Raw genomic sequence first — 21,764 nt, 5'->3', positions numbered from 1 at the left:
TGCCGGGGACGTGGGTTGGGGCATCAACGTATATCCTTTCCGCCCGCCTCGATGACCGCGTCGCCGTTACGCGAGACGCTTTCCAGGCCCATCAGGTGTTTGAAGCCGGCCGAGTCGCCCGCCTCGACCATGACGCGCCGGCCTTTCGCCGGCTTGGTGGCAGGCAAGAGCGCGGGTTTCACTGCGGCGACGGCATTTTCGGTGCGCATGATAATGGACGACCTCTCGCTGATGACGCAGAACCCCATGCATAGGCCGTGCCAGAGAAGGAAGTTATCTAAACCATGGGCTGGCGGACTTGCGATCCTGTCGGAAATCCGACATAAATCCGACATTGAGGGGGAAGCCTCACGGCGGCGCCCGATTTGCACGTCGATGCCGCCTTTTTCCGAATAGATAATCGGGCACCTTCTGCACCAGAATACTTCTCTTATGGAGACCAGCACGAAGTCTTCATGAACGGACAGTGCAGAACCTCGTGTCTCTGCCGGACAGATCGCGATATGCCTCTCCCATCGAGGTCGGCAGTTGCAAGAGCTGCCAGATCCTTCGCCCGTGTCGTGCCGTTGCACTGGCTCGATCCCGCATCCTCGGAGGCCGCGATCATGAAGAGTGACGCAATCTCATGTCCACCGCGAGGCCTCTCTCATGGGGAAGCAATTCTCTATGTTGGTGTCCGATCGATGCTCTTGATGAGATGGTTGCGGATGGGCGCATGCCCAGACCTAAGCGCATCAATGACTGCGCGATCTGGGACCTTCACCAACTGGATTGTCGAATCTCTGTAAAGATAGCCGGAAGACAATTGCGTTATGACCACTCTGCCGTTCCAAAAGCACGTGCGCCATTCGGTCCCTGCGACTCGATCCAGGCGGAGGGATAAGGCCGCAAAGCAGTCTTTTGCGCGCCCACCGGTGGGCCAGGATGGAGCCGTCGTAAACGCAGTTATTCGATGATCGCCGCCGCGGAGTCCCCAGGCTGTGCCGCGCCCGACACCGGCGACGTAGTGGTCGTCGAGCGCCCCGTCGCCGATGTCAATCCGATGCTCGGCCAGTTTCGCGGTGAGCTCACCGCTTATTCCGCAGTGCCCACCGGGCTCGCACAGGAGGTTCTAGCTGGCGGTCACGGTTGCATTCGTTGTCGGATCTTCGACGATGTCGGACATGAGACACAGCGCCATCAGGGTCATCTCGTTGTTCTGAATGATTTTCTCATTTGGCACGACTCCTGCGAGGCAGTCCGCGAAACGCGCTGCGGCACCGACACAGGAGAAATCACGTCATGATCAAGCTCGCCGAACAGGCGGTCGCAGTCGCGAAAACTGGGCCTTTCGGAGCCGACAGGACGTTGCGGCTGTGTTCCAGTCGACATCATTCTTCACGTTATCCTGACATGGCCGTATTCGATTTCCGCCCAACGCTGAATGCCCCGGACGATGATCCCTATCTTTGGCTCGAAGATGTAGAAGGAGAACGGACACTTGCCTGGGCCGCCAGCCAGTCGGCCAGGACCCTGGGGCACTTCGGTGGAACACAGTTCGATCGCGACCACGACGCCCTGACAGCGATCTTTGACCGTCCTGACAAGGTTCCCGTGATCACGCGCCGCGGTCAGTACCTCTACAGTTTCGGGCAAAATGCCGGAAATCCGTGCGCACTGTGGCGTCGGGACCACCCTTGCCGCCAATCCGCCGATCCTGCTCGCCACCACGAGCGGGACGACCGCGTCCACCCGGGCCACGCAGGTAAGACGGCCGCCAAGCTGCAGGCCTTTGGTCATCCCACTTAATTCTGTGTGAGTACAGGTCGATGGTTGCGAGAAGGGCGCAAATAACTTGTGCGCGGTCCCACGCAAACTGCGCATGGGCGCTCCGCCAATCTCACCCAATACGAGCAAGACTTTTCGTAGTTCAGTGCATCATTTCTGAAGAGCAAGGAGAGAATATCATGGCGAGAAAGCGAATGGGCGTGGCGCGGGGAGTAACAGCGGCTGTCGTGCTCATGATGGTGAGACAGCAGGCCGTCGCGGCGGAGCTTGCGCAAGCCGCGAGCGTCCTGCAGGCAGGGGCCTCGGTCACGGAAGCGCCAAGCCCTTGGCAGATCCGCCTGCGTGCGTTGGGGGTCGTCACTGAGGATTCGGGCTACGTCAATGCAGTGCCCGGCTCCGATCTTTCCTATTCGAACACGGTGACGCCGGAACTCGATATCTCCTATTTCTTCACGGACAACATCGCCGCCGAGCTCATACTCGGCACCACCTATGCAAACATCGAGGGCCAAGGAACGGTCGGCGGACTGGGCAATGTCGGCAAGGTTTGGCTGCTGCCGCCTACGCTCACATTGCAGTATCATTTTACCAAGTTCGGCACTTTCAAGCCCTATGTCGGCGCCGGCGTGAACTACACGATATTCTATAACCAGGATGTCGGCAGCGCCGACGCTCTCAAGGTTAAGAACACGTTCGGCACCGCGCTGCAGGTCGGGTTCGACTACATGGTGGATCAGCACTGGGGCGTCAACTTCGACGTGAAGAAGCTTTTCCTCAAGCCAGACTTCGACGTCACGGTCGACGGCGCGAAGCTGACGGGGAAGGCTGCGCTCGATCCGTGGTTGATAGGCGCAGGCGTCACCTACCGTTTCTGATACCAAAGGCGACGCGGCTTGCTGACAGCCGATCTGAAATCAAGGGCGCCTCGTACGCCGTTATACCCTCGAAGGCCGTGACGATCAGGACAGGTGAGATTGGAGAGACGTGTGTTCACTTCCAGTGCAGCAACACTCAGCGGCAGCACCAACAAACTCGATCCGATTGGTTTCGGCTCGCCGGCTGATAGTGAAGATTGGCTCAGCACTGATCGGCGATCCAGAAACCGGAGAAATACGCGGTTCTTGGCTTGAGACACTAGTCTAATGGAGGATGTCGTCCGATTTTTCGCACGCGGGCAGCAGGTGATCGTCGTCACGTCTGGTGCTGTCGCGGTCGGCTCAAGTCACTTCAACCATCTGGACAGGTCTCTGCGAGGCTTTAAATGCCATAGTTTTGGCGTTTGGCAAATACTATTGACCGCGAAGATACCTATGATCAGCATCGCCGCGTCAACGCGGTTTCAACAACGACTTCAAAAGTTGGGCGCCTTACCCATTCAACGAGAACGACCGCAATGGCGGTCGCACGCCGCGCCGGGCCAAGTCCAGGTGCATGGCAGGTTGCTTGTGCCGCGACTTTCTCACCGCCCTCTTACCAGCAAGATTGACTGACGGCAGCGCCCGATCCAAGTATCTGCGGCTGCGGGTGGCGCGCATGTTTCAGGGGCTTCGGTTCAAAGTCATCGTCGCACATCGGTCGGCCCAAACCTTGAAATCGAGTCATTCCTCGAATGTAACTCGACCAGTTCGCGGTGAGTTGAGTTTTCCGCGGCGCACACCGAGTTCGCACAGGGAACCGACAGGCGGTCACGGTTAGACTCGGTGTCGGATCTTCGACGATGTCGGATGATACAGTGCTATCGGAATGATCACACTGTTCTGAAAGAATTTTCCTAGTTGGCACGACCCATGCTCGGGCTATCCCCAAACGCGCTACGGCACAGACTGAGGAGAAATCATCCATGATCACGCTCGCCGAACATGCGGTCGCCACCGCGAAAACTGAGCTTTCCCGAGCCGAAGGAGAACCTTGCGTTTGTCTACGGCGATGGGGTCTAGGCTGGGCACTGTGGCGGTGAGCGCGGCCTCCAGCATGCGCGCCTCAGCCATCAGGCACCTTATTGCTCTTTCTGCCCGTTCGCTTGGATTTCTTAAAGACGTGACCTTGCAGGACACGGGATACGTCGATGCGGTTCTTGTGCATGGCCGGTTCGATTTCGAGTGCTACACGGAAGATCTGTTTCATAAGCTCGCCTTGGCGTTCCCTCCCAGCTTGTGCACGGCACTACCGTTACGCCGTGCCGAATTTCTGGCCGGTCGCGCGATGGCGGACGCGGCATTGCAGGCGCTGGGGCAACTTACTACTGAGATTCCCATCGGTCCCGACCGCGCCCCAGTCTGGCCAAAAGGCTCAGTTGGTTCAATCACCCATGCGCGGGGGCATTGCGCCTGTTTCGCCAAAGGCGATCCAGGCTGGCAAGCCGGTGTCGACATCGAGGCAATAGCCAGCGGCCACGCGCTGGCATCGATCCTGAGCATGACGGCTAACCAGCGTGAACGTGCCTTGATTGCACGACAGACGGCGCTCCCTCCAGATCGGCTGGCAACGTTGCTCTTTTCGGCAAAGGAGACACTTTTCAAAGGACTCTACCCGGTGGTGCGTCGCTTTTTTGGGTTCGACTGTGCTGAACTACGGACGCCCCCTGCGAACGGATGCTTGCGGCTGCACCTAACCCAAACCCTTTGCAGGGAATTACCTGCGGGCGAATGCTATGACATCCGCTTTAATACCACCGCCGACTGGGTATTGACTTGGCTAGCCGTGCATCGGTTACGGAGGCAAGCCTGATCACCCGAGCCGTATGTAAAATATAGCGGTCTGCCTTTTCACAGCCGGTTCTGTCCGGCGGATCCTCGTCGCGCGCTCGTGAGGCGTCAGCTTTTGCAAACTATGCGCGTCATCAGCGCATTGCGCTGCTCAGACACACACTCCACTTGCTCGAACATTTCCTCGCCCGGGCGGACGAGGCTGTCGCGGCCGGCCTCGGCTCGAAACGCCCAGATCACCTGGTATCGGTCACCGTCCCGCCGGATGCACCCGAACAAGGCCGTTGTCGCACTCGCCAAGATGGCGCGTATTGTCTGGGTTGTCCTGACCAAGCCGGGAGCGCGCAGGGGATCCTGCATTCGCCTGACGCTTTTGGCTCGATTGCAAGGCTCGGAATAGCGATGACGAAACAGTGGATCAGCATGCCCGTAAGCCCTGTGCAAAAAAGCGGGCTTCATGCCCGAACCATTTATTGGGAATGGCGTGCGCGGATCTCATCATGGCCTGGCTGCAACAGCAGTCCACTCGAGAGAGGCCGGATACATTTACGCAACTGGAATCGTTATCGGCGATGTCGCGAACCCTTGCACGGACGGGGCGGACCATACATTTTTTCCCACAAGATCCTTCAACGCGGCACTGTCGAGCATGGCGTCGGCCAGAAGCCGCTTCAGCCGCGTTTTCTCGTCCTCCAGAGCCTTCAGGCGACGGGCGTCGGACGCATCCATGCCGCCGAACTCGGCTTTGAACTTGTAGAAGGTCGCCGCCGAGATGCCGAGCTAGCGGCAGACGTCGCCGTGTTCGCGCCGGTCTCCTGCTCCTTCAGCTTCCCGATTATCTGTTCCTCAGTGAACCGCGAGGGTCGCATCGTCCGTCTCCGTGATCGACGGACTCTAACCAAATTTGGAGGAAGTTCAGGGTCTCAGGTCACCGGTCGATGTCTCGACGCCCGGGTTCACCAGGTCGTTGGCACCGCATCGTTCGAGTTGCCAGGCCAGGAAGTGTCGAGCCTCCCACAGGAACGCGCGATGCTGGGCCGGGCAAAGCCACGCTCCTCGCGAAGCCAGGTCTCGTATTCATCGCAGATCGTAAAACAGGGCGATTCCATCGCATAGATATCGCTCGACTTGTGCTTTTGTCACATTAGCGACCAGAATTGTTCGCTGTGCGATGCAGTCGAGGAACTCTTGTGCGTAGGCGCAGTAATTCCTGATCACTAGCGGGCTGTACGCTGATCAGTACGGCTTTGAGCTCGGTGATCAGTTCGCGATCGCGTTTCGACATATAGCTCCTCTGCTGGTCAAACGACCGCAGAGGTTCGTCGGAAAATAATGCGGAGCAAAGCCGGTAACGCCAGAATTGCGCGGCTTTCAGGCGTCTGTCCCGCGTTCCTTCACATTCTTGCGACCTCACGATTAGTGAAGCGGCAGAAGAATGATGCCGCTGACGCCGAACCAATTTGCGAGGGGGCCCAAAGGCCTACTATGCAGTTCGTAGCGGTAAAGAACGAAGAGCAGCAGGCTGCGGCAATGGTGTTCCGCGTTCGTGATCTTGTGATTCGCCAGCGGACCCAGGCCATCAATGCGATACGGGGCCATCTTGCCGAATTCGGCCTCGTGGCCGCACAGGGTCTCTTCCATGTCGCCAAGCTTGTCGCCGCTTCAGGACAAGGATACCGCCATCCCCGAAGCTGCTCGCCCTATTCTGTGTCTCCTTGTTGCGCAGTTGCGGTCGCTGGATAAGAAGGCGGCGGTGCTCGACCGAGAGATCGCCGGCGCGCCAAGGAGTGCAGAAAGCCAAGCGGTTGATGACCATTCCTCGAAAGCGCCGATGACCGCGACCGCCCTTGCTGCGATGCCGGCTCAATACTCCCCAGAAGTGCCGTTTGAATCTTCCCCAAGTAAGCGCTGTCGCCGGTCTTCCGGAGCGCGCTCCGGGAGACCGGCGGCGCGTGATCGTTGATGCTTCTCGTGATGGTCTGGAGAGGGATTTCGGTGATCAAGATCGGGGAGATGATGATGATACTGGATTTGCATCGGCAGGGCCTGTCGGTGTCGGCGATCGCTAGGGAGAGCGGGATCGACCGCAAGACGGTGCGCAAATACATTGAGCGCGGGCTCGAGGCTCCGGCTTACGGACCGCGCAAGCCGCCCATACTGGTGATCGTCGCCCTCGCCAACAAGAGAGCGCGCATTGTATGGGCATTGATGGCTAAGGGAGGGACTTATCGGATACCGGCCCTAGAGGCTAGCCTGAAAAATTGACGGTGGGTTGGCGGGTGTGGTCTCCGGAAATGATTCGGATCGGCCTTAGGAACCCAATCCTACGTCATTTTAACGGCTTGAAACACATCCGCCAACCCACCGGCTAGCTGGGACCGTCCCTAACTGGATTATGGAGCGTGAAGATCGCCGGAAGAGCTTTGCGCTATAATCACCCTCCGGCCACGCTGCAAGAGAAAAAGCGCCATTAGGCGGACAGATGCGGCCGTAAAGCAACCTTTTGCGCGCCCACAGGCACAGGCCAGGATCACGGGCGCCGCGATGCGCTCGGCATTATCGAAGTGAATTGCGTTCTCCGTCGCGAAATGTGAAAGTTGCAGAAATGCCCGTCATTCGCCGCGAACGATCCGGCGCCCTCTATCCGAGAGTGCTGCTCGCGACGGGCACCTTGTTGCCACGGCCGGCGACACCAATGCCCTGAACACTTTTGAAAAAGCTCGACCAGCGGTATGTCGATTTGCATCAGAAGCAGGCGATCGCCTCCCATCGCCCATGTCGATCCGAAGCTCGGCCAGTTCGCGGTGAGCTTCACTGCTTGAGTCTTGCGCGGTGCCCACCGAGCCCGCGTTGGACACCGACCATGCGCTTACGGTTGCACTCGTTGTCGGGTTTCGACAAAGTCGGACATGAGACACAGCGCCATCGGGACCATCCCATTATTGTGAAATGATTCTCTCGTTTGGCACGACACTTGCTGCACTATCCGCAAACGCGCTGAGGCGCGGATAGAGGAGAAATGGATTCCATGATCACGCCGGTCGAACATGCGGTTGCCCCCGCAAAAGCCGAACTCCTCAGCCGACGGAGAACCTTGCTCTTGTTCTCCAGTCGACATCATTCTTCAGGTTATCCGGACATGACCGCACTCGATTTGCGCCTAACGCTGAATGCTCCCGACGATGATCACTATCTTTGGCTTGAAGACGTAGGAGGCGAACGGGCACTTGACTGGGCGGCCAGCCAGTCGGCCAGGACCTTGGAGGACTACGGTGGAACGCAGTTCGAGCGCGACCACGACGCCCTGACAGCGATTTTCGACCGTCCCGACAACATTCCCCTGATCACGCGCCGCGGACAGCACCTCTACAATTTCTGGCGAGATCATCTAAGTCCGAGCATAACAACTCGGGTCTGCCAACGGGCTTTTCTTCGGGTGATATCACGGCACCAAAAATCCACGTCGATAGAGAGGTTTCGATGATCAGTAGACGCAGTCTGTTACACGTGAGTGCGGCCGCCGCAACCAGTTCGCTCATACCGCGCTGACGCTTGAAACGCGCAAGCAAGAGGCCACACACTGGGCCGTTCGCGCGATGGCAAGGCGGTGGGGATCGCGGCCTCTTCGGTCGTCAAGAGGCACGAGCATGGTCTTGCACCGCACCGCTGGCGCAGATTCAAAGTGTCGAATGACAAGGCCTTTGCCGAGAACTGCACGACGTCGTCGGGCTCTACGTCTCGCCGCCGGTCCATGCAATTGTTCTTTCCGTCGATGAAAAGAGCCAGATCCACCCGGTGAGCCGCTTCAGTGGCGGCTTGGTGGCCAGCGCGATCCCGAGCCAGAAGTTATACAAGCGGTCGAGCGGCCGCCTCACCCTAAAATGCAGGAGTCCTTCATGTCCCATAAGGCCATCATCACTTGCGCGGTAACTGGTGGCAGTTCCGCTGTCTTTGCGAAGCACCCGAACATCCCTAAGACGCCTTCGCAAATTGCGGATGCAGCGATCGAGGCAGCGAAAGCAGGAGCTGCGGTCGTTCACCTTCACGTTCGCGATCCAGACACCGGAGCCGGATCGAACCAGTTCGGACTCTATGAACAGGTGGTAATGAAAATACGGGACTCGGCAACGGATGTAATCATCAATCTAACCTGCGCGATGGATGGCGAATTGATACTCGACTCCGTTGATCCGATAAAAATCGGCCAGGCGTCGACACTTAAGAATAGTACGACGCGCTGTCTCCACGCGATTAAACTTCAACCAGAGCTTGCAACATTGGATTGCTGTACGATGGCAGTCGGTGAGAGCATCTTTGTTGCACGTATGTCCGACCTGCGGGAGATGGCGAATCTCATGCGAAACGCTGGCGTCAAGCCTGAGTTGGAGTGCTTCGATCTAGGAAACATTGAAATTGCTAAGGAGCTCATATCGGAGGGTTCCATTGATGGTCCTCCTCTTTTCCAGTTTTGCCTTAGCACGGGATATAGCCCTCCGGCTATTCCTGTAGTTCTGCAGGCTATGCAGGAGCTTTTGCCTCCAGGGGCCATCTGGGGCGGATTTGGCTGCGGTGCCGATGAAATGCCCACGGTCGCACAGGTAGTGGCGATGCACGGGCATGTTCGAGTAGGATTGGAAGATAACCTTTATCTTCGGCGTGGCGTACTGGCGTCTAACGCCGAGCTCGTCTGTAACGCGGTCGGAATCATCGAGCGTATGGGTGCCAGTGTCGCGACACCTTCCGAGGCACGGGCAATTCTTGGCGTTGAAAAGCGCAGATAGCCGCACTCAGCTGCAGCAGCTAACGGCGGAGTATGCGGCCCGCGTCTGCGGCTGCGATTCAGAGTTCATGTCTGAGAAAGGGTCAAAATTCATGTCTATAAGTTCAACATCCATATCGGAGAGACCGCCCCGGGCCGTTGGGCTGCTGGGAGGTGGAGTCATCGGCGGCGGGTGGGCCGCACGGCTCATGCTCAACGGAGTCAATGTGAGGCTATATGACCCCGCACCCAATGCGGTGTCGCGTGTGAATGAAAGGCTAGAGAAAGCGCGCCGTGCCTTCCGACAGCTGACAAAGGTCCCGCTGCCCCCCGAAGGGTCACTTACTGTAGTGAGTACTGTGGCCGAAGCAGTGCAGGGTGTAGAGATGGTGCAAGAATCCGCACCGGAGCGTCTAGAGCTCAAGCAGCAGCTACTTGCCGCCGCCAACAAGGCGGCCCCCGAAACTCTGATCTGCTCGTCGACCTCGGCGCTAATGCCATCGTTGCTTCAGGCGGAGATGAGCAATCCCGAGTGCCTGGTTGTAGCGCACCCATTCCAACCGGTGTACTTGGCGCCCCTGGTGGAGCTTTGTGCCGGACAGCACACGGCGCCAGAGATGGTGTCGCGGGCCGCGGAAATCTATCGGGCGGTGGGAATGCACCCGCTTGTCGTGCGTAAGGAAAATTACGGGTTCATCGGGAACCGGCTCCAGATGGCGGCATGGCTCGAGGCTCTGTGGCTGGTGCATGACGATCTGGCCACGGTACAGGATATCGATGACGCTTTTCGTTATTCCTTCGGGCTGCGTCAAGCGGTCATGGGGCCCTTCCTAACCTACTTCGTCGGCAGCGGCACGAAGGACATGCGAGAGTTTGTGGAAAAGAGGAATCCCGAAAGCAAGGGATATTCGAAGCTTACCGATGTTCCCGAATACACCCAAACCTTTATCGACAGGCTCGCCGAGCAGGCAGAAACGTGGGGGTTGGGGGATAATATGACCGCCGCCGATTATCAACAGATGCTTGATGACGGTCTTGTAGGCGTACTGCAGGGCTTGCGCTCGCAAAAATGTGGCGCGGGTGAGACACTCGCGCGATGGGAGCAGTCTCTCCGAGAGCGCATTCCCACGGGTCGTTGATGGCCACTTGCAATTGGCATCCCGCTTCATAATACTGGGCCGCCTGCAAACGCAAACGCTGCGTTTCCTATTTAATTTTGGACGAACTTTGAAATACAAGTCGACGCTTCACCATGGCTTCTGTGGGATAAAGGCGATGGCCAGAGGTTTAGCGAATGGCTTTGGACTTATAATTTCGATATGTTTACTGGATAATCTGTGCTGAACCGATGACATCAACTAGATCTGCCCTGCACAAGATTGACGCCTGCATCGGAAAGGACAGGTGGAAGTGCAAAGTCACGCTGTATCATTGAGCGAGGTGCTAGAAGTGCTTGAGCCCGAACTAGTCAAGACAGACCAGTTCCGCGGCATTAGTCTGGACCTTGGCTTCGGATATGTGTTTGGTGGCCAGCTTGTGGCTCAAGCGCTTGCGGCAGCCGAGCAGACGGTTCAAGTGGATCAAGCTGCGCATTCAGTGCATGGGCATTTCCTCCGGCCCGGCAACGCGTGCGAGCCAATCATTTACCAAGTGGACAGGATACGAGACGGCAAGCGCTTCGCCACACGGCGCGTGGACGCAACCCAAGACGGCCGTACCATCTTCACGATGACGGCCTCGTTTCAAAGCGAAGAGACCGGCTTCGAGCATCAGAGCCCCAAGCCCCGCATCCCTGGCCCGGGAGGTCTCCTATCACAGGCCGAGATCGCCGGACAATATAAGGACAGTTTGCCAGAGGCCGGTCTTTGGCATCTGTCGTTTGAACGCGCGATCGAAATCCGTCCCGTAGACCCCGTAGATATCTTCCACCCACAAGCGAAGCCTGCGCTTAGCCGCGTGTGGTATCGCGCTCTCGACAAGCTCTCCGAGCGCCCGGCTGTGCACCGTTATCTGCTGGCATACATCTCGGACATGCACATGCAGTCGGCTGCCATGCAGCCGCACGCTCTGACCTGGAACACCTCCGGTTTGCAAACATCCAGTCTGGATCATGCCATCTGGTTTCACCGCCCTTTGCGAATTGACGAGTGGCTCCTTCATGTCATGGATAGCCCGTCCGCAAGCGGCGCCCGGGGACTGACGAGGGGCCAGTTCTTTACACAAGACGGCCGCTTGGTCGCCTCGACTATGCAGGAAGGACTAATGCGACTGCGGCCATAGCAGGCTCCTGGAGAAATCATGACCAATAGACTGTAGGTTCCGTATCTCCCAGTAGCGTATATCTGGACACACCATCAGGGCCAGCAGCCATCCATCGCGAGCCGGCTAAACGCGGTAATAGACGTTGACCGAAAGATACTGGATCGGTGTCTCGAGCAGCTCTTCCGGCCCATGACCCGCGGTGGCGTCGAGTCGGCTCAGCACGTCGTGCGGTCGGCATATCGAAAAAGGACTTTTCCTGCTAGATGTTTAGTCCCGGCATTTGCTGGAGCGGATCAAGTTTGAAGCGTCGGGCTGTGCGGCCCAAACCTTGCAAATGAACTCATAGGGCGTGACGCCTTTGATGGTCTTGAGCCTGCGGCCGAAGTTGTAGGACGGTAGGACGAGATGAAGTCTGCAAGGTGCTGGCGGAGCTGATCGAGGTCTCGTAGTAGAAGCGCCTGACGGTCGCATCCTTGATGGTCCGGTTCATCCTCTCGACCTGGCCGTTATCCGGTATGTGGTCTTTGGTGCCTATTCGTCCCTGCTGTTCTTGTTTTGGAAAGGCCTTATGGTGAGCCCATCCGGGACGTGGGGCAGAACGCCCTGACATGATCGATCAATTCGTTGATCTGGCCCTAGGTGATGATCAGCGGCGGCGACAGCGCGATGATGTCGCCGGTGGTGCGGATCAATGCACCACGCTCGAACGCCTTGACGAAAGCCGAGAAGGCCCGCTTCGTCAGCTGGCCGGCGATCGGCGCCAGCTCGATCGCGCCGATCAGGCCGATGTTTCTGATATCGATGACGTTCGGCTCGCCTTTCAGCGAGTGCAGCGCGTCCTCCCAGTACGGCGCCAGTTCCTCGCCGCGCGTCAGCAGCCCTTCTTCCTTGTAGGTGTCGAGCGTGCCCAGCGCTGCCGCGCAGGCGATCGGATTGCCCGAATAGGTGTAGCCGTGGAAGAACTCGATCATGTGCTCGGGGCCGGTCATGAAGGCGTCGTGGATTTCCTTCTTCACGAACACCGCGCCCATCGGGATGACGCCGTTGGAGACGCCCTTCGCCGTGGTCATGATATCCGGCGTGACGCCGAAATAGTCGGCGGCAAACGGCGTACCGAGACGGCCGAAACCGGTGATGACTTCGTCGAAGATCAGCAAGATGCCGTGCTTGGTGCAGATCTCGCGAAGCTTCTGCAAATAGCCCTTCGGCGGCAGGATGACGCCGGTGGAACCGGCAACCGGCTCGACGATGACGGCGGCAATGGTCGAGGCGTCATGCAGGGCAACGATCCGCTCCAGCTCGTTGGCGAGCTCCGCGCCATATTCCGGCACGCCCTTCGAGAAGGCGTTCTTCTCCGGCAGGTGCGTGTGCGGCATGTGGTCGACGCCGCCGAGCAGCGTGCCGAACATCTTGCGGTTGGTGACGATGCCGCCGACCGAGATGCCGCCGAAATTGACGCTGTGATAGCCGCGCTCACCGGCCGATCAGGCGGGTGCGCGAGCCCTCGCCCCTCACGCGATGATATGCGATCGCCATCTTCAGCGCCGTCCCGACCGATTCCGAACCGGAATTGGTGAAGAACACGTGGTCCATGCCCTTCGGCGCTAAGTCGACCAAACGTTGGCCAGTTCGAAAACGATCGGATGGCCCATCTGGAAGGCGGGCGCATAGTCGAGCTCGGCGGCCTGGTGCTGGATCGCCTCGGTGATCTTGGGCCGGCAGTGGCCGGCATTGACGCACCAGAGGCCGGCGGTGCCGTCCAGCACCTTGCGGCCATCGCTGGTGGTGTAGTGCATGTCCTTGGCGGACAAGAACATGCGCGGCGCCTGCTTGAACTGCCGGTTTGCCGTGAATGGCATCCAGAATGCGCTGAGATCGTTCGGCGTGACTTTCAGCCGGTTGCACATGACCAAGACTTGCCCTTGTAACCTGTTTCGGTGCGCTAACGCTTGGTCTTCCCAAGGCTGGGTCTTCGCGAGGTTCCCACGATCATGCTTCTTTTAAACAACCGCTCTCGAGTGTCAGGTCAGCAACGCACTCCTTCAGGGCGCCGGCCTCTCGACGTGTCCTTCACTTCGTCGGTAGTGTCGTAGCAAGGCCAAGAAGCTAGCGATCGGCAGACGATCCGAACGCGTCCACCGAAACTTACGAGTACTCCTCGTTACTCTGATTTGAAGGGAAAGATTGATCGCCTGGCGGGGTCGCCGTTGCCCGATCGGTAAATAGGAGGAAGGGATTGCCGGCGGCCGATAGAATTTGGATATGGTCTATGGGAGTCTTAGCCGGATTCGGCGCCTTAGAGACCTCAACCGCATTTGTGACTGTCACGCGCTCTACCATCCTTGCATCTCAACCATTGCGACGACCCTGCCCTCTGAGCGCGAGCATCAGCCGGACTTTGTTGCCGTTGATGTCGAAGCACAAAAGGGTCAAGATATCCCCGCACTCGCGCTACCTTCTCCGCCTTAGCGACCTTGCCTTTCTCAGGTCGGAGGTTGTCTTCCATTCCCACCCACACATTCGAGCCCACGGTTGCGTCCATAGTGCGCAGCTAGGACTGATGCTTTCCAGGCGCAAGGACCGAATGGCGGCAATTGCCGCCGAACAGCCGGTCGGCGACATCCCGGGTTGATCTGCTCCAGAGTGACCGGTGAATATCGCGACATTGGTGACGCGTGCGCTGCCCCGGTTACGCGCACGTAATGGTGAATTTGTGCACTGTGGGCAAGAATCGCTCCAGTGATTTAGCCTAGTGATTAGCCTCTTACTCAAAATCGCATGAGCTCAGGCAGACAGACTTTCTGCCAGGAGATCGCGCTGGTGCACCGCCTCGGTCAGGATCGCATCCTGATCCATTGTGGTGAGGCGGCCCTGCTCCATCACAATCCTGCCGTCGATTATGACAGTATCGACAGGGATCATCGATGAGGACAGCGACAACAAGATTCCCGTATCGTCACGCCAGGACAAGTGAGTGATGTCGCGGGCCTCCCTGATCACCACGTCCGCGCGCTTGCCGACGGTGAGACTGCCAAGCCTGTCGCCGAGGCCCACATTGTTCGCCGCGTCGATCGTCTGCATGTAGAATGGATCAGCGTCGTTTAGGCGTTCCCCGAACGACGCGGAAAGATAAAGACTGAGAAGCCCAGCGATTCCGATCGGGTGGATGACCGTTGTATCAACGCCGAGCGATACGCTTACCCCGTTTTTGTAGAGATAGGGAAACCAGCATTTATGCGGCGGCGTTATTCGATAACCTAAGGCATTGTTGGGACACCATGACAGACCGGGCCTTTTTTGTAGAATGAGCTCAATGTCCTTTTCCTGGAGAACATTCATATGGGCCAGCGTGGTGTTCGGGTTCAGAGCACCTAGCCTGTCCATACGCACTGCGCCGGTATCGCCCCACTTTTTCTTTTCTTCGGCATCGAACTCGGCATTGAATGACTGGTGCTGCCAAAAAATGACGTTTGACTCGGTCGCCAGCTTCACGGCTTCTCGCGTGAGCTCGTCCGTGGCGGTCGCTCCTCCGTAAAGTCCGAAATATCCGCGTACGAGAGCGTTTTCGTCCTTATTTCGGGCAATCTCGTGTTTCCACTGATCAATAACGCGGTGGGCATCGGCGGGAGCACGCTTTTTTAGTTCATCGGGCATCATATGAGGCCAGAGATCTTCATAAGTCGACAAGTCGTCCCAAGCGAATGGGGCTGAGACCATAGCGCGGACGCCGCACTTGGTCATCGATTCGGCGAAGGCGTCGGTCTCGAAAACCGTGCCGGCTTCGAAGAACAGCGTGAATCCGCGTTGCAACATCGAACACGCAGCTGCGGCAGTATACGCGGCGGTAATTGTCGGGTTGGTTGCACTCTTCAGCGTAGAATAGTTCACCTTTGTTGCGGCTGCATTCTGAGGTGAAAAAGGAGCGCCGTGATAGGCCATGGCGGTCATATGCAGGTGCGTCTCGATGAAGCCGGGATGCACCAAAGCGCCCCGAGCATCGATCTTTTGGGTAGTTTCGTAAGCGGATAATATCTCGGACTCGGTACCAACGCCCACAATGACGCCATCCTTAATGGCAATCGCACCGGGTCGATAGTGCGGCTGATCCCTGTCTCCAGTAAAGATGTCCCCGTTCAGGACCAAGGTGTCGACGGTCTTCTTGTGCATGATATAAATCCTAGGTGGCAATTTCAGACGTCGGCACCGAACATCCGATTACCGAGTTCTCTATCGGCGGCGGCCGCGATGCCCAGTTCAGCAATGCGGGCTGGGCGGGACTCATTGTGCGCTGGACTGCATGGATCAGCGACGAGTGAATCGTGACGGCGGAAGTCTTTTGCTCTGCGGCGCTTCCAATGAATTGACTTCTGATAGGCATCGGGACGCTCCCCTCGTTTTTGTTCTGACGGCTACAATCCAAGGAAATGAAGAGTCTGGGAAGGCAGGAACTATTATGCGGCGTAGTTTTGCGAGCATGCGATTGGGCTCCGAGGCCTTTACGTCGTCCCGCACGGGCCGGGCTTGCTTTGAACCATTGTCGGCGCCTCATTCAAACGTCAGCGCGTTGCGCCCCGCACGTGACGCAAATCCTTTGCCTGGTGGGCTGGTCAAGCGCCCTCTGCCAGAACAGACCACACGTTCACATCACCACATCAACCGGACCCGACAAGCAGCGCCGTCCGGCGCTCCGGGTCCGTGCAGTTGATGTTTCCTGTCGACCGCATACTGAAGCACGCTTGCCAACGGCAAACGTTGCCAATTCGGCCAATCCGATACTCTATGCCGCGTCGGACTCTGCAAGCAGAATGGCTCCGAGTCGTCCGACGCTTGATCCAACCGCAGACGGCACGAACGTTGTCGTAAGACGCTATCCCTACGTTCGACAAGGCCCGCCGTATGTACGGCCCGGTACAATGCATGTGGGTCCTCCTTGACATTATCACCAATAATGGGATGGAGCGCCTACGCGCTGCGTGTCCGCCGACGAGGGCAGCACTTGATCAACACGGATGAGTTTGTTCGCCGCCTGAACGAGGGAAACAATTTCCGCATCGAGGGTGCCGACGGAAGCGAAGCGACCGGCGCCTACCGACTGATGCCTCCTATGGAGCACGCTCTGGGCCATGTGGTCGGCTATTATGACTATGAGAAGCCTTGTCTGACAATACGCCAAGCTGCAGGCCAAGGACGAATTTCACGACGACGAACTAGGCGCTGGGCGCATAGTGTTTCTCCTTCACCTGACCGGATCGCGTGCGATAGAGCTTCGTAGCGCATATCACTATGAATTGACCGCACCGACGCTCGCCATTTTTTATCAGACGGCGGGACGGAGTACTCGGAGTACCTGGGACCGCGGCGCCAATGAGCTGTCGCTTTCCGTCGGCGTCTGGCCAGATAGGCTGAGTTGGCTGTTCGGCTTTTATCCGACGTGCTTTCCCAATATTTCAGACCTCAACGTAAGGCCGAGGCGTTCTGGTATTCACGACCACTCCGGTATGCTCTTATGCCGGCGGCGGAGGAATTGCTGGCCCCTAACATTCATCCATTGCTCTCCAAAAGCCACACGTCAAATCTCAAGAGCTCCTCTGCCTCTGCCTAAGTACGCTCCTATCCGATGGCGGCTTCCTGTCCCGTTCTGATCTCGCTTTGAACCGCGTCGAATACGTCAGGAACATGGTCGACGCAAACCTGAACAACCCGCCCTCCCTAGCGGAGGTCGCCGCGGCTCTCCGTGTTCACCCAAGAGCTATCGAGCTACGCCCAATACATTGCCGAGCGCAGAATGAAGCGGGCGATGTTGCTGTTGGAGGGCGGCGCTACCTCTCTCAAAAGGGTCCCTACGAGGTAGGCTACGCGTCAATTTGGAACTACGCCAAAGGGTGCAATCCGGCAGTGACACAGGAGCTTCTTTGATTCACTCGCGATGAAGTGGGCCGCCGTGTGCGTAGATTGATCGCAAAAATCGGCCGGGCTGGCATTGACCGGCGGGGCGTGGTCCGGGCTCATCTGGATCACGACATGACCGAGCCGGTGCCGTGCAAGGACACGAATCAACAAGTCTTCAACGTTTGTTTCGACCGGCTGGCCAACACGAAGCTTTGCCCATGGGCTCAGGCCGAAGGGCGGCAGCATAATAAACTCGGAGGGTGACTGCGGGCGCCAAACTTGGCCTCCGACCAGCGATCCGGCGGGACAGATAAAGGCAATTGGAGCTGATCATAAATCTTGGCCCCTTCAAATAACTCTCGGGGCTGGCCCGCTGAACCGCATTCCCCTTAGACTCGCCGAGCTAACACTACTTTGGCAGATTAGGTTTGGTGGCGTCTGCGAGCAGCTTCTAACAGTGAGGACATCGCGGGGTGGCGGCCGCGTGAAGAGGTCAAGAATGGCTTGTCTAAGCTGGCATGCTCGGTTCTGGCGGTGGTCCACCGACTCTTTTTTTCCGTCCCGCTGCTTTGAGGCGGCGGACTTGGAGAAAGGCGTACGCGATCATGGTCATCAAGGCGTGTCGATGTAATCCAGTCCATGATCGGCCTTCGAAGTGGTCAGGCCGAGTTCCTCTTTCAATTGCTGATGTGCCTGCTCACAGACCCACCTCGCCTTGATCGTGGCGGCGCGCATCTTGAGGCTCGCATCGTCCGGCAAGTTCGATACATAGTATTTTTGCTCGCCAATCGACCGGCGTTCGCCGACGAGCCAGACCTCCTCGCCTGGCATGCATTGCATGCGATTGTCGAGCATCCGGTGCTTATGACCATCCGCAACGCGGAGGCGTCGAGCCGCAAACATGCATGTCAGCCGACCTTTAGTGCCGCGCCGCCAGCTTATCTTGTGCCCTCTCTCACCAGACAGCATCACCTCGGCAGAGACCGGCGGCTGGTCCGGGATGTGAATGTCGGCGGCGCCTCCCGGTGGTCGCGACCGGGAAGATCAGATCAACATCGGCCGGATAGACGTTTTGGCGTCGCGATACTCCTACAGCCCACAGCAGACTGCGCTCACTAAAAGCCTGAAGAAAAGAGCTGCTCGACCCGTAGCCCGCGTCGGCAAGCACGCAGCCGAAACGCGCGCCGGAGGCGATGACACGATCGATCACTTCGATGGCGATCTCCGGCTTTGTCAGAGCGACCTGTCGATCCTTCGGGACTCGCGCCCGCATCATCCGCTCGGGATCATTCGTCAGGTGTCGGGCAGGAAGAGCCGAAGGCCCACCAGCACCGGCGCTTCGCGCGAGGCCAGGGTCACCGACACCAGTGACTGGCACTTGGACTGCCAAGCGACGAAGCGTATTGAGGCGCGACACCAACCGAATGTTGTCCCTTGTTCGGTAACGCTGTGTCGTCAATGACGAGAAAACCCGCCTCATCGCCGACCAGGCGATCTGCCCCCTTCAGCAGGGCGGCCTCGAGCGGAGCGCTGTCCCAAACCCCTGCCGCGACAAAATGATGAAGCTGATGTAGCCGACATCGCCCTCTCGCGCGCCATCGGTTGTACGCTCTTACGGTCGCCCGGTTTGATCGGCCCTCCACAAGCCGACCTCCTATGAATCACGCAAACTCTCTCTTGGGAATTCCAAAAACTCGCCCGCCGCTAAAAAGCTGCCAGAGCCGGGGAGGATCCGAAAGGGCAATTGGCTGACAGCGCCGCGTGAGCGGGCGGTGCCAAAAGGCTTGTTTGGCTGATTTGCGCTTCCCCTTTTGGCTAAACGTTTGGGCAGCCGGTCATCACTACGCAAATCGAGTGCTGGATGCGATCGGGTGCCAACCGTGCTGTCGTGCGGCGCGGCGCTTTCCATTGCACTGCTAATCGCGGGGTACGGACCCGCATGCCCGCTGGTGTCGGAGGGGCGGCCCCAGGAGGCGTGCCGCTATCTCGATTAATCTTCTGACGGATTCCGAGTTCAATGAACGTGCGCCCGAACCAAAGCCAACACTTTACGACGCAAAATGAAGAGCATGATCTCGAAAGCCGGCAACCTATCGGTCCAGCCTCACGACTTTCGAAGCCATGCATTTGGAGCACAAGTTAAATTGGTCCCAAACGCGTCCGTGTAGTAGGTATCAATTAGAAATCCTGACTTCTCGACCAACTCCAAGCCATCGATAATCTCTCTATCTGCATGCATTGGGGCATCCTCGATGACATAGTAATCGCCAGGTACTAGGAACTGCCCCAAGTAAGAAAATGTCGGAAATATTTCTATGTTGGCATCGTCGACAACAATCCAAGGATGAGGCAACTTCGTTAGGAGGTCTTCGTCGAAATTTGAAACGTTTGAAAGATCGACATGATGGAATTTAAGCATTGGATGATTGGCATCCGGGTGGATGCATTCATCATTAATATCGAAAGAATGAACTTCACCTTTATTATCGCATAGCACAGACATTTGATCTGCAAACCACAGCCCGCTTCCACCCTGAAGAGAACCAAGCTCCAGAATCGTTTTTGGCTGAAGTTCCCAAATAAGACGCGTATACAGATGTAGATCAAAAGGGGTCTTAACATTAAGTAACCCTTTATATGTTTGCGCCAAAGCCCCAACTTTTGTGGATCTGTCGGGAAAAAGCTTTGCGTGAAAAGATGATTTCCATCCACGTTCTGATGGCTTTTCAAAGCGGTCTGAACACTCAGCATTCACAACGCTGCTTATTGCGATTATCCAATGAAGATTTCCACCCGGCTTCGTTTGATCCGGATAGTTCTTGTGGGCCGCTTCCCAAAAATCCTTGTATCCTGAAGCGAGTTTCATAGGTCCGTCTCCATACAGCGTCTGTTATTGTCTCATCAGGGGGCAGCTCGGATGGCCCCCCTGCAAACCAACCAAAGCACGCCTTTGCTCCCTTGGGGAGCCACCAAATTAAGTAGGGCTAAAGCGCGTAAGGGGCGTGGGCCTGTTGAAGAAGTGCTTTTTTGCCCGGCAATTTCGTACTCCAAGCCGATGGCGATCAACTTGTACAACGACGCGTCATACCGCGGCGAGCCTCTGAAACTTCATGCTGACCGTCGAATTGCTGATGAGCAGAAGCAGGAAGCCGTAGAGTTCGACGGCCAGCCGCTTCAGATTAATGGCCGCAGCGGTCAGGCAGGCCTGAATGCGCATATTTGGCGAAGCCAAGACATGGCACGGCCCCGCCCGCGCGGTGCGCCGAGGACTGGACATGCACGCCCTCGACCCGCCAGACGCTCCTCTACAGCCATGCCCTCGTTCTGTTCACCTGTCGCCACCTCAACGTCGGCAATGGCGCCGCACCGGTCGTCGCCCAAGAGTGTTCCCAAAGAACAATGCCGTTGCCTCACTCGGATGTTCTCGATTGCCTCACTGATTGTTCCCGAGATTTAGCCTCTGCCGATCCTGTGTTGCACGGGGATGATCTCACTGCACGGTACGGGCGCGGGAGTCCGGGCTGTCATGCTGGCCGCTGCCGCCCGGCCACGACGACGCGACGCTTGAGCGGCTGCTGTTTGGCCGTGCCGGTCGTCCGCCGCAAGACCTGAGCGACCGGACTTTGGGCTAATCGCCAGGGAGTTGAAGCGAGACGAACGAGCGTGAGGGATATCCAAGCGATCTTGCGCCTGACCCATGAGCAGGGTCTTTCGGTGACAGACGATGGGCGCCGATCCGTTCTTATGCGTCGGGCGAGATTATGTGGCGGAGCCGCCCTGACGCGTGCCAGGCCGACCGTCATCGCTGAACTCAAAGCTGCGGCGGGCCGTGCGAACGCGCGGTCACTTTCCCACGACGCCGCGGTGAAGCTGCTATGTCTCGTTCTCAACCACGCCGCCGAGGAATGGAAACGCGCCCCGCGCGAGTGGTTCGAGGCCAGGACACAATTCGCCGTGGTCTTCGACGAAAGGTTCGCCTGCAAGTCCGGCCCGGGTAAGGGGTAGCGCCCGCCCGGTAGCGAGTGTTGCGGCGTGGAAGGCATCGACCACGGCGAAGCGTACACAGCAATGATGTGGGGTGTGGGAGTGAGCCACGATAGTGATAAGATTGCAGGGGCCGAGACGTTCTCATCCGTCGAAGGCAACATGTGCGGAGCCGATAAGCGAGGCACCGTCGCCCTGCCGGGGTCTAGGGCCACTCACGTATGAAAGGAACGCGTCGGAACCTGGGAGGTCTCTTGCCCGGCAGGGTGGTCCAGCCACACCGGTCCGCATCGGGAAGGCGAGGAGCCGTAGCCGAGTTGTGTGCGTCAAGTTCTGCAAAATGGCGTGGCATTGCGGTGACGTCGGCGTGTCCGCCGCGCAGCCCCCGTGTTTAGCGG

Annotated in this window: 14 protein-coding genes and 9 pseudogenes; 14 read left to right on the top strand and 9 right to left on the bottom strand. The window is 57.9% G+C overall.

Annotated features, from left to right (window positions below; genetic code table 11):
- Window positions 1-23: 23 nt before the first annotated feature.
- Window positions 24-446 carry an iron-sulfur cluster assembly accessory protein gene (locus NKI52_RS27765; protein WP_352700362.1) on the bottom strand — a complete coding sequence of 141 codons (423 nt, stop codon included), beginning with the start codon at window positions 444-446 and terminating at the stop codon, window positions 24-26.
- A gap of 506 nt (window positions 447-952) precedes the next feature.
- Here NKI52_RS27765 and NKI52_RS27760 point away from each other — a divergent pair.
- The 4 genes and pseudogenes from NKI52_RS27760 to NKI52_RS27745 all read left to right on the top strand — a co-directional run bounded on the left by NKI52_RS27760 (window position 953) and on the right by NKI52_RS27745 (window position 4,494).
- The gene (locus NKI52_RS27760; RefSeq protein WP_352700361.1) at window positions 953-1,285 is read left to right on the top strand and encodes a hypothetical protein; all 333 of its coding nucleotides are present in this window, start codon (window positions 953-955) and stop codon (window positions 1,283-1,285) included.
- A gap of 107 nt (window positions 1,286-1,392) precedes the next feature.
- Window positions 1,393-1,668, top strand: a pseudogene (locus NKI52_RS32790) (prolyl oligopeptidase family serine peptidase); the annotation flags it as partial.
- Between the two features lie 278 nt (window positions 1,669-1,946).
- Window positions 1,947-2,642: an OmpW/AlkL family protein gene (locus NKI52_RS27750; protein WP_502897811.1), complete on the top strand. Its 696-nt coding sequence runs from the start codon at window positions 1,947-1,949 to the stop codon at window positions 2,640-2,642.
- A gap of 1,096 nt (window positions 2,643-3,738) precedes the next feature.
- Complete coding sequence (locus NKI52_RS27745; RefSeq protein WP_352700359.1) at window positions 3,739-4,494, top strand: 4'-phosphopantetheinyl transferase family protein; 756 nt, start codon at window positions 3,739-3,741, stop codon at window positions 4,492-4,494.
- A 584-nt stretch (window positions 4,495-5,078) separates the two neighbouring features.
- Here NKI52_RS27745 and NKI52_RS27740 read toward each other — a convergent pair.
- A pseudogene (locus tag NKI52_RS27740) lies at window positions 5,079-5,341 on the bottom strand (transposase); the annotation flags it as partial.
- A 463-nt stretch (window positions 5,342-5,804) separates the two neighbouring features.
- On the opposite strand from NKI52_RS27740, the gene NKI52_RS32785 reads away from it, so the two are divergent.
- The 8 genes and pseudogenes from NKI52_RS32785 to NKI52_RS27700 all read left to right on the top strand — a co-directional run bounded on the left by NKI52_RS32785 (window position 5,805) and on the right by NKI52_RS27700 (window position 11,511).
- Window positions 5,805-6,215 (top strand): IS110 family transposase, encoded by a 411-nt coding sequence (locus NKI52_RS32785; protein WP_502897810.1) that lies wholly within the window; start codon window positions 5,805-5,807, stop codon window positions 6,213-6,215.
- A gap of 252 nt (window positions 6,216-6,467) precedes the next feature.
- Window positions 6,468-6,632, top strand: a pseudogene (locus tag NKI52_RS27730) (helix-turn-helix domain-containing protein); the annotation flags it as partial.
- Window positions 6,615-6,737 (top strand): annotated as a pseudogene (locus NKI52_RS27725) (IS110 family transposase); the annotation flags it as partial. The pseudogenes NKI52_RS27730 and NKI52_RS27725, both read left to right, overlap by 18 nt.
- Before the next feature lie 763 nt (window positions 6,738-7,500).
- A complete protein-coding gene (locus NKI52_RS32780; protein WP_502897809.1) occupies window positions 7,501-7,956 on the top strand; it encodes a hypothetical protein in 456 nt (151 codons plus the stop codon).
- A 58-nt stretch (window positions 7,957-8,014) separates the two neighbouring features.
- Window positions 8,015-8,291, top strand: a pseudogene (locus NKI52_RS27715) (IS630 family transposase); the annotation flags it as partial.
- Window positions 8,292-8,368: 77 nt separating this feature from the next.
- On the top strand, window positions 8,369-9,253 hold the full coding sequence (locus NKI52_RS27710) for a beta-keto acid cleavage family enzyme (RefSeq protein ID WP_352700358.1): 885 nt from the start codon (window positions 8,369-8,371) through the stop codon (window positions 9,251-9,253).
- Window positions 9,254-9,320: 67 nt separating this feature from the next.
- Window positions 9,321-10,370: a 3-hydroxyacyl-CoA dehydrogenase NAD-binding domain-containing protein gene (locus NKI52_RS27705; protein ID WP_352700393.1), complete on the top strand. Its 1,050-nt coding sequence runs from the start codon at window positions 9,321-9,323 to the stop codon at window positions 10,368-10,370.
- A 310-nt stretch (window positions 10,371-10,680) separates the two neighbouring features.
- Complete coding sequence (locus NKI52_RS27700) at window positions 10,681-11,511, top strand: acyl-CoA thioesterase (RefSeq protein WP_352700357.1); 831 nt, start codon at window positions 10,681-10,683, stop codon at window positions 11,509-11,511.
- A 241-nt stretch (window positions 11,512-11,752) separates the two neighbouring features.
- Here NKI52_RS27700 and NKI52_RS27695 read toward each other — a convergent pair.
- The 3 genes and pseudogenes from NKI52_RS27695 to NKI52_RS27685 form a co-directional block, all read right to left on the bottom strand.
- Window positions 11,753-12,007 (bottom strand): annotated as a pseudogene (locus NKI52_RS27695) (IS481 family transposase); the annotation flags it as partial.
- Between the two features lie 121 nt (window positions 12,008-12,128).
- A pseudogene (aptA, locus tag NKI52_RS27690) lies at window positions 12,129-13,400 on the bottom strand (omega-aminotransferase AptA).
- 877 nt (window positions 13,401-14,277) lie between these two features.
- Window positions 14,278-15,660 carry an amidohydrolase family protein gene (locus tag NKI52_RS27685; RefSeq protein ID WP_352700356.1) on the bottom strand — a complete coding sequence of 461 codons (1,383 nt, stop codon included), beginning with the start codon at window positions 15,658-15,660 and terminating at the stop codon, window positions 14,278-14,280.
- Between the two features lie 14 nt (window positions 15,661-15,674).
- On the opposite strand from NKI52_RS27685, the gene NKI52_RS27680 reads away from it, so the two are divergent.
- Entirely contained in the window at window positions 15,675-15,809 is a 135-nt protein-coding gene (locus NKI52_RS27680; protein WP_352700355.1) for a hypothetical protein, read from the top strand.
- Between the two features lie 1,543 nt (window positions 15,810-17,352).
- Here NKI52_RS27680 and NKI52_RS27675 read toward each other — a convergent pair.
- The 4 genes and pseudogenes from NKI52_RS27675 to NKI52_RS27660 form a co-directional block, all read right to left on the bottom strand.
- Complete coding sequence (locus NKI52_RS27675; protein WP_352700354.1) at window positions 17,353-17,628, bottom strand: hypothetical protein; 276 nt, start codon at window positions 17,626-17,628, stop codon at window positions 17,353-17,355.
- A gap of 262 nt (window positions 17,629-17,890) precedes the next feature.
- Window positions 17,891-19,047: pseudogene (locus NKI52_RS27670) on the bottom strand (IS701 family transposase).
- 439 nt (window positions 19,048-19,486) lie between these two features.
- A complete protein-coding gene (locus NKI52_RS27665) occupies window positions 19,487-20,248 on the bottom strand; it encodes a CmcI family methyltransferase (protein ID WP_352700353.1) in 762 nt (253 codons plus the stop codon).
- A gap of 216 nt (window positions 20,249-20,464) precedes the next feature.
- A complete protein-coding gene (locus NKI52_RS27660) occupies window positions 20,465-20,599 on the bottom strand; it encodes a hypothetical protein (protein ID WP_352700352.1) in 135 nt (44 codons plus the stop codon).
- Window positions 20,600-21,184: 585 nt separating this feature from the next.
- Here NKI52_RS27660 and NKI52_RS27655 point away from each other — a divergent pair.
- Window positions 21,185-21,387 (top strand): annotated as a pseudogene (locus NKI52_RS27655) (transposase); the annotation flags it as partial.
- Between the last annotated feature and the right edge of the window lie 377 nt (window positions 21,388-21,764).

Origin of the sequence: Mesorhizobium sp. M0590 (assembly GCF_040320905.1) — a bacterium.
Taxonomy (GTDB): Bacteria; Pseudomonadota; Alphaproteobacteria; order Rhizobiales; family Rhizobiaceae; genus Mesorhizobium.
The sequence above is the reverse complement of the archived record's forward strand: the minus strand, read 5'-3'. Positions and strand labels throughout refer to the sequence as shown.

Coding starts and splice junctions, on each gene's coding strand:
- NKI52_RS27750 (WP_502897811.1), top strand. CDS start 1,947: ATGGCGAGAAAGCGAATGGGCGTGGCGCGGGGAGTAACAGCGGCTGTC.
- NKI52_RS32785 (WP_502897810.1), top strand. CDS start 5,805: ATGCGGAGCAAAGCCGGTAACGCCAGAATTGCGCGGCTTTCAGGCGTC.
- NKI52_RS27705 (WP_352700393.1), top strand. CDS start 9,321: ATGTCTGAGAAAGGGTCAAAATTCATGTCTATAAGTTCAACATCCATA.
- NKI52_RS27760 (WP_352700361.1), top strand. CDS start 953: ATGATCGCCGCCGCGGAGTCCCCAGGCTGTGCCGCGCCCGACACCGGC.
- NKI52_RS27660 (WP_352700352.1), bottom strand. CDS start 20,599: ATGCGCATTCAGGCCTGCCTGACCGCTGCGGCCATTAATCTGAAGCGG.
- NKI52_RS27685 (WP_352700356.1), bottom strand. CDS start 15,660: ATGCACAAGAAGACCGTCGACACCTTGGTCCTGAACGGGGACATCTTT.
- NKI52_RS32780 (WP_502897809.1), top strand. CDS start 7,501: ATGATCACGCCGGTCGAACATGCGGTTGCCCCCGCAAAAGCCGAACTC.
- NKI52_RS27745 (WP_352700359.1), top strand. CDS start 3,739: ATGCGCGCCTCAGCCATCAGGCACCTTATTGCTCTTTCTGCCCGTTCG.
- NKI52_RS27675 (WP_352700354.1), bottom strand. CDS start 17,628: ATGCTGCCGCCCTTCGGCCTGAGCCCATGGGCAAAGCTTCGTGTTGGC.
- NKI52_RS27710 (WP_352700358.1), top strand. CDS start 8,369: ATGTCCCATAAGGCCATCATCACTTGCGCGGTAACTGGTGGCAGTTCC.
- NKI52_RS27665 (WP_352700353.1), bottom strand. CDS start 20,248: ATGAAACTCGCTTCAGGATACAAGGATTTTTGGGAAGCGGCCCACAAG.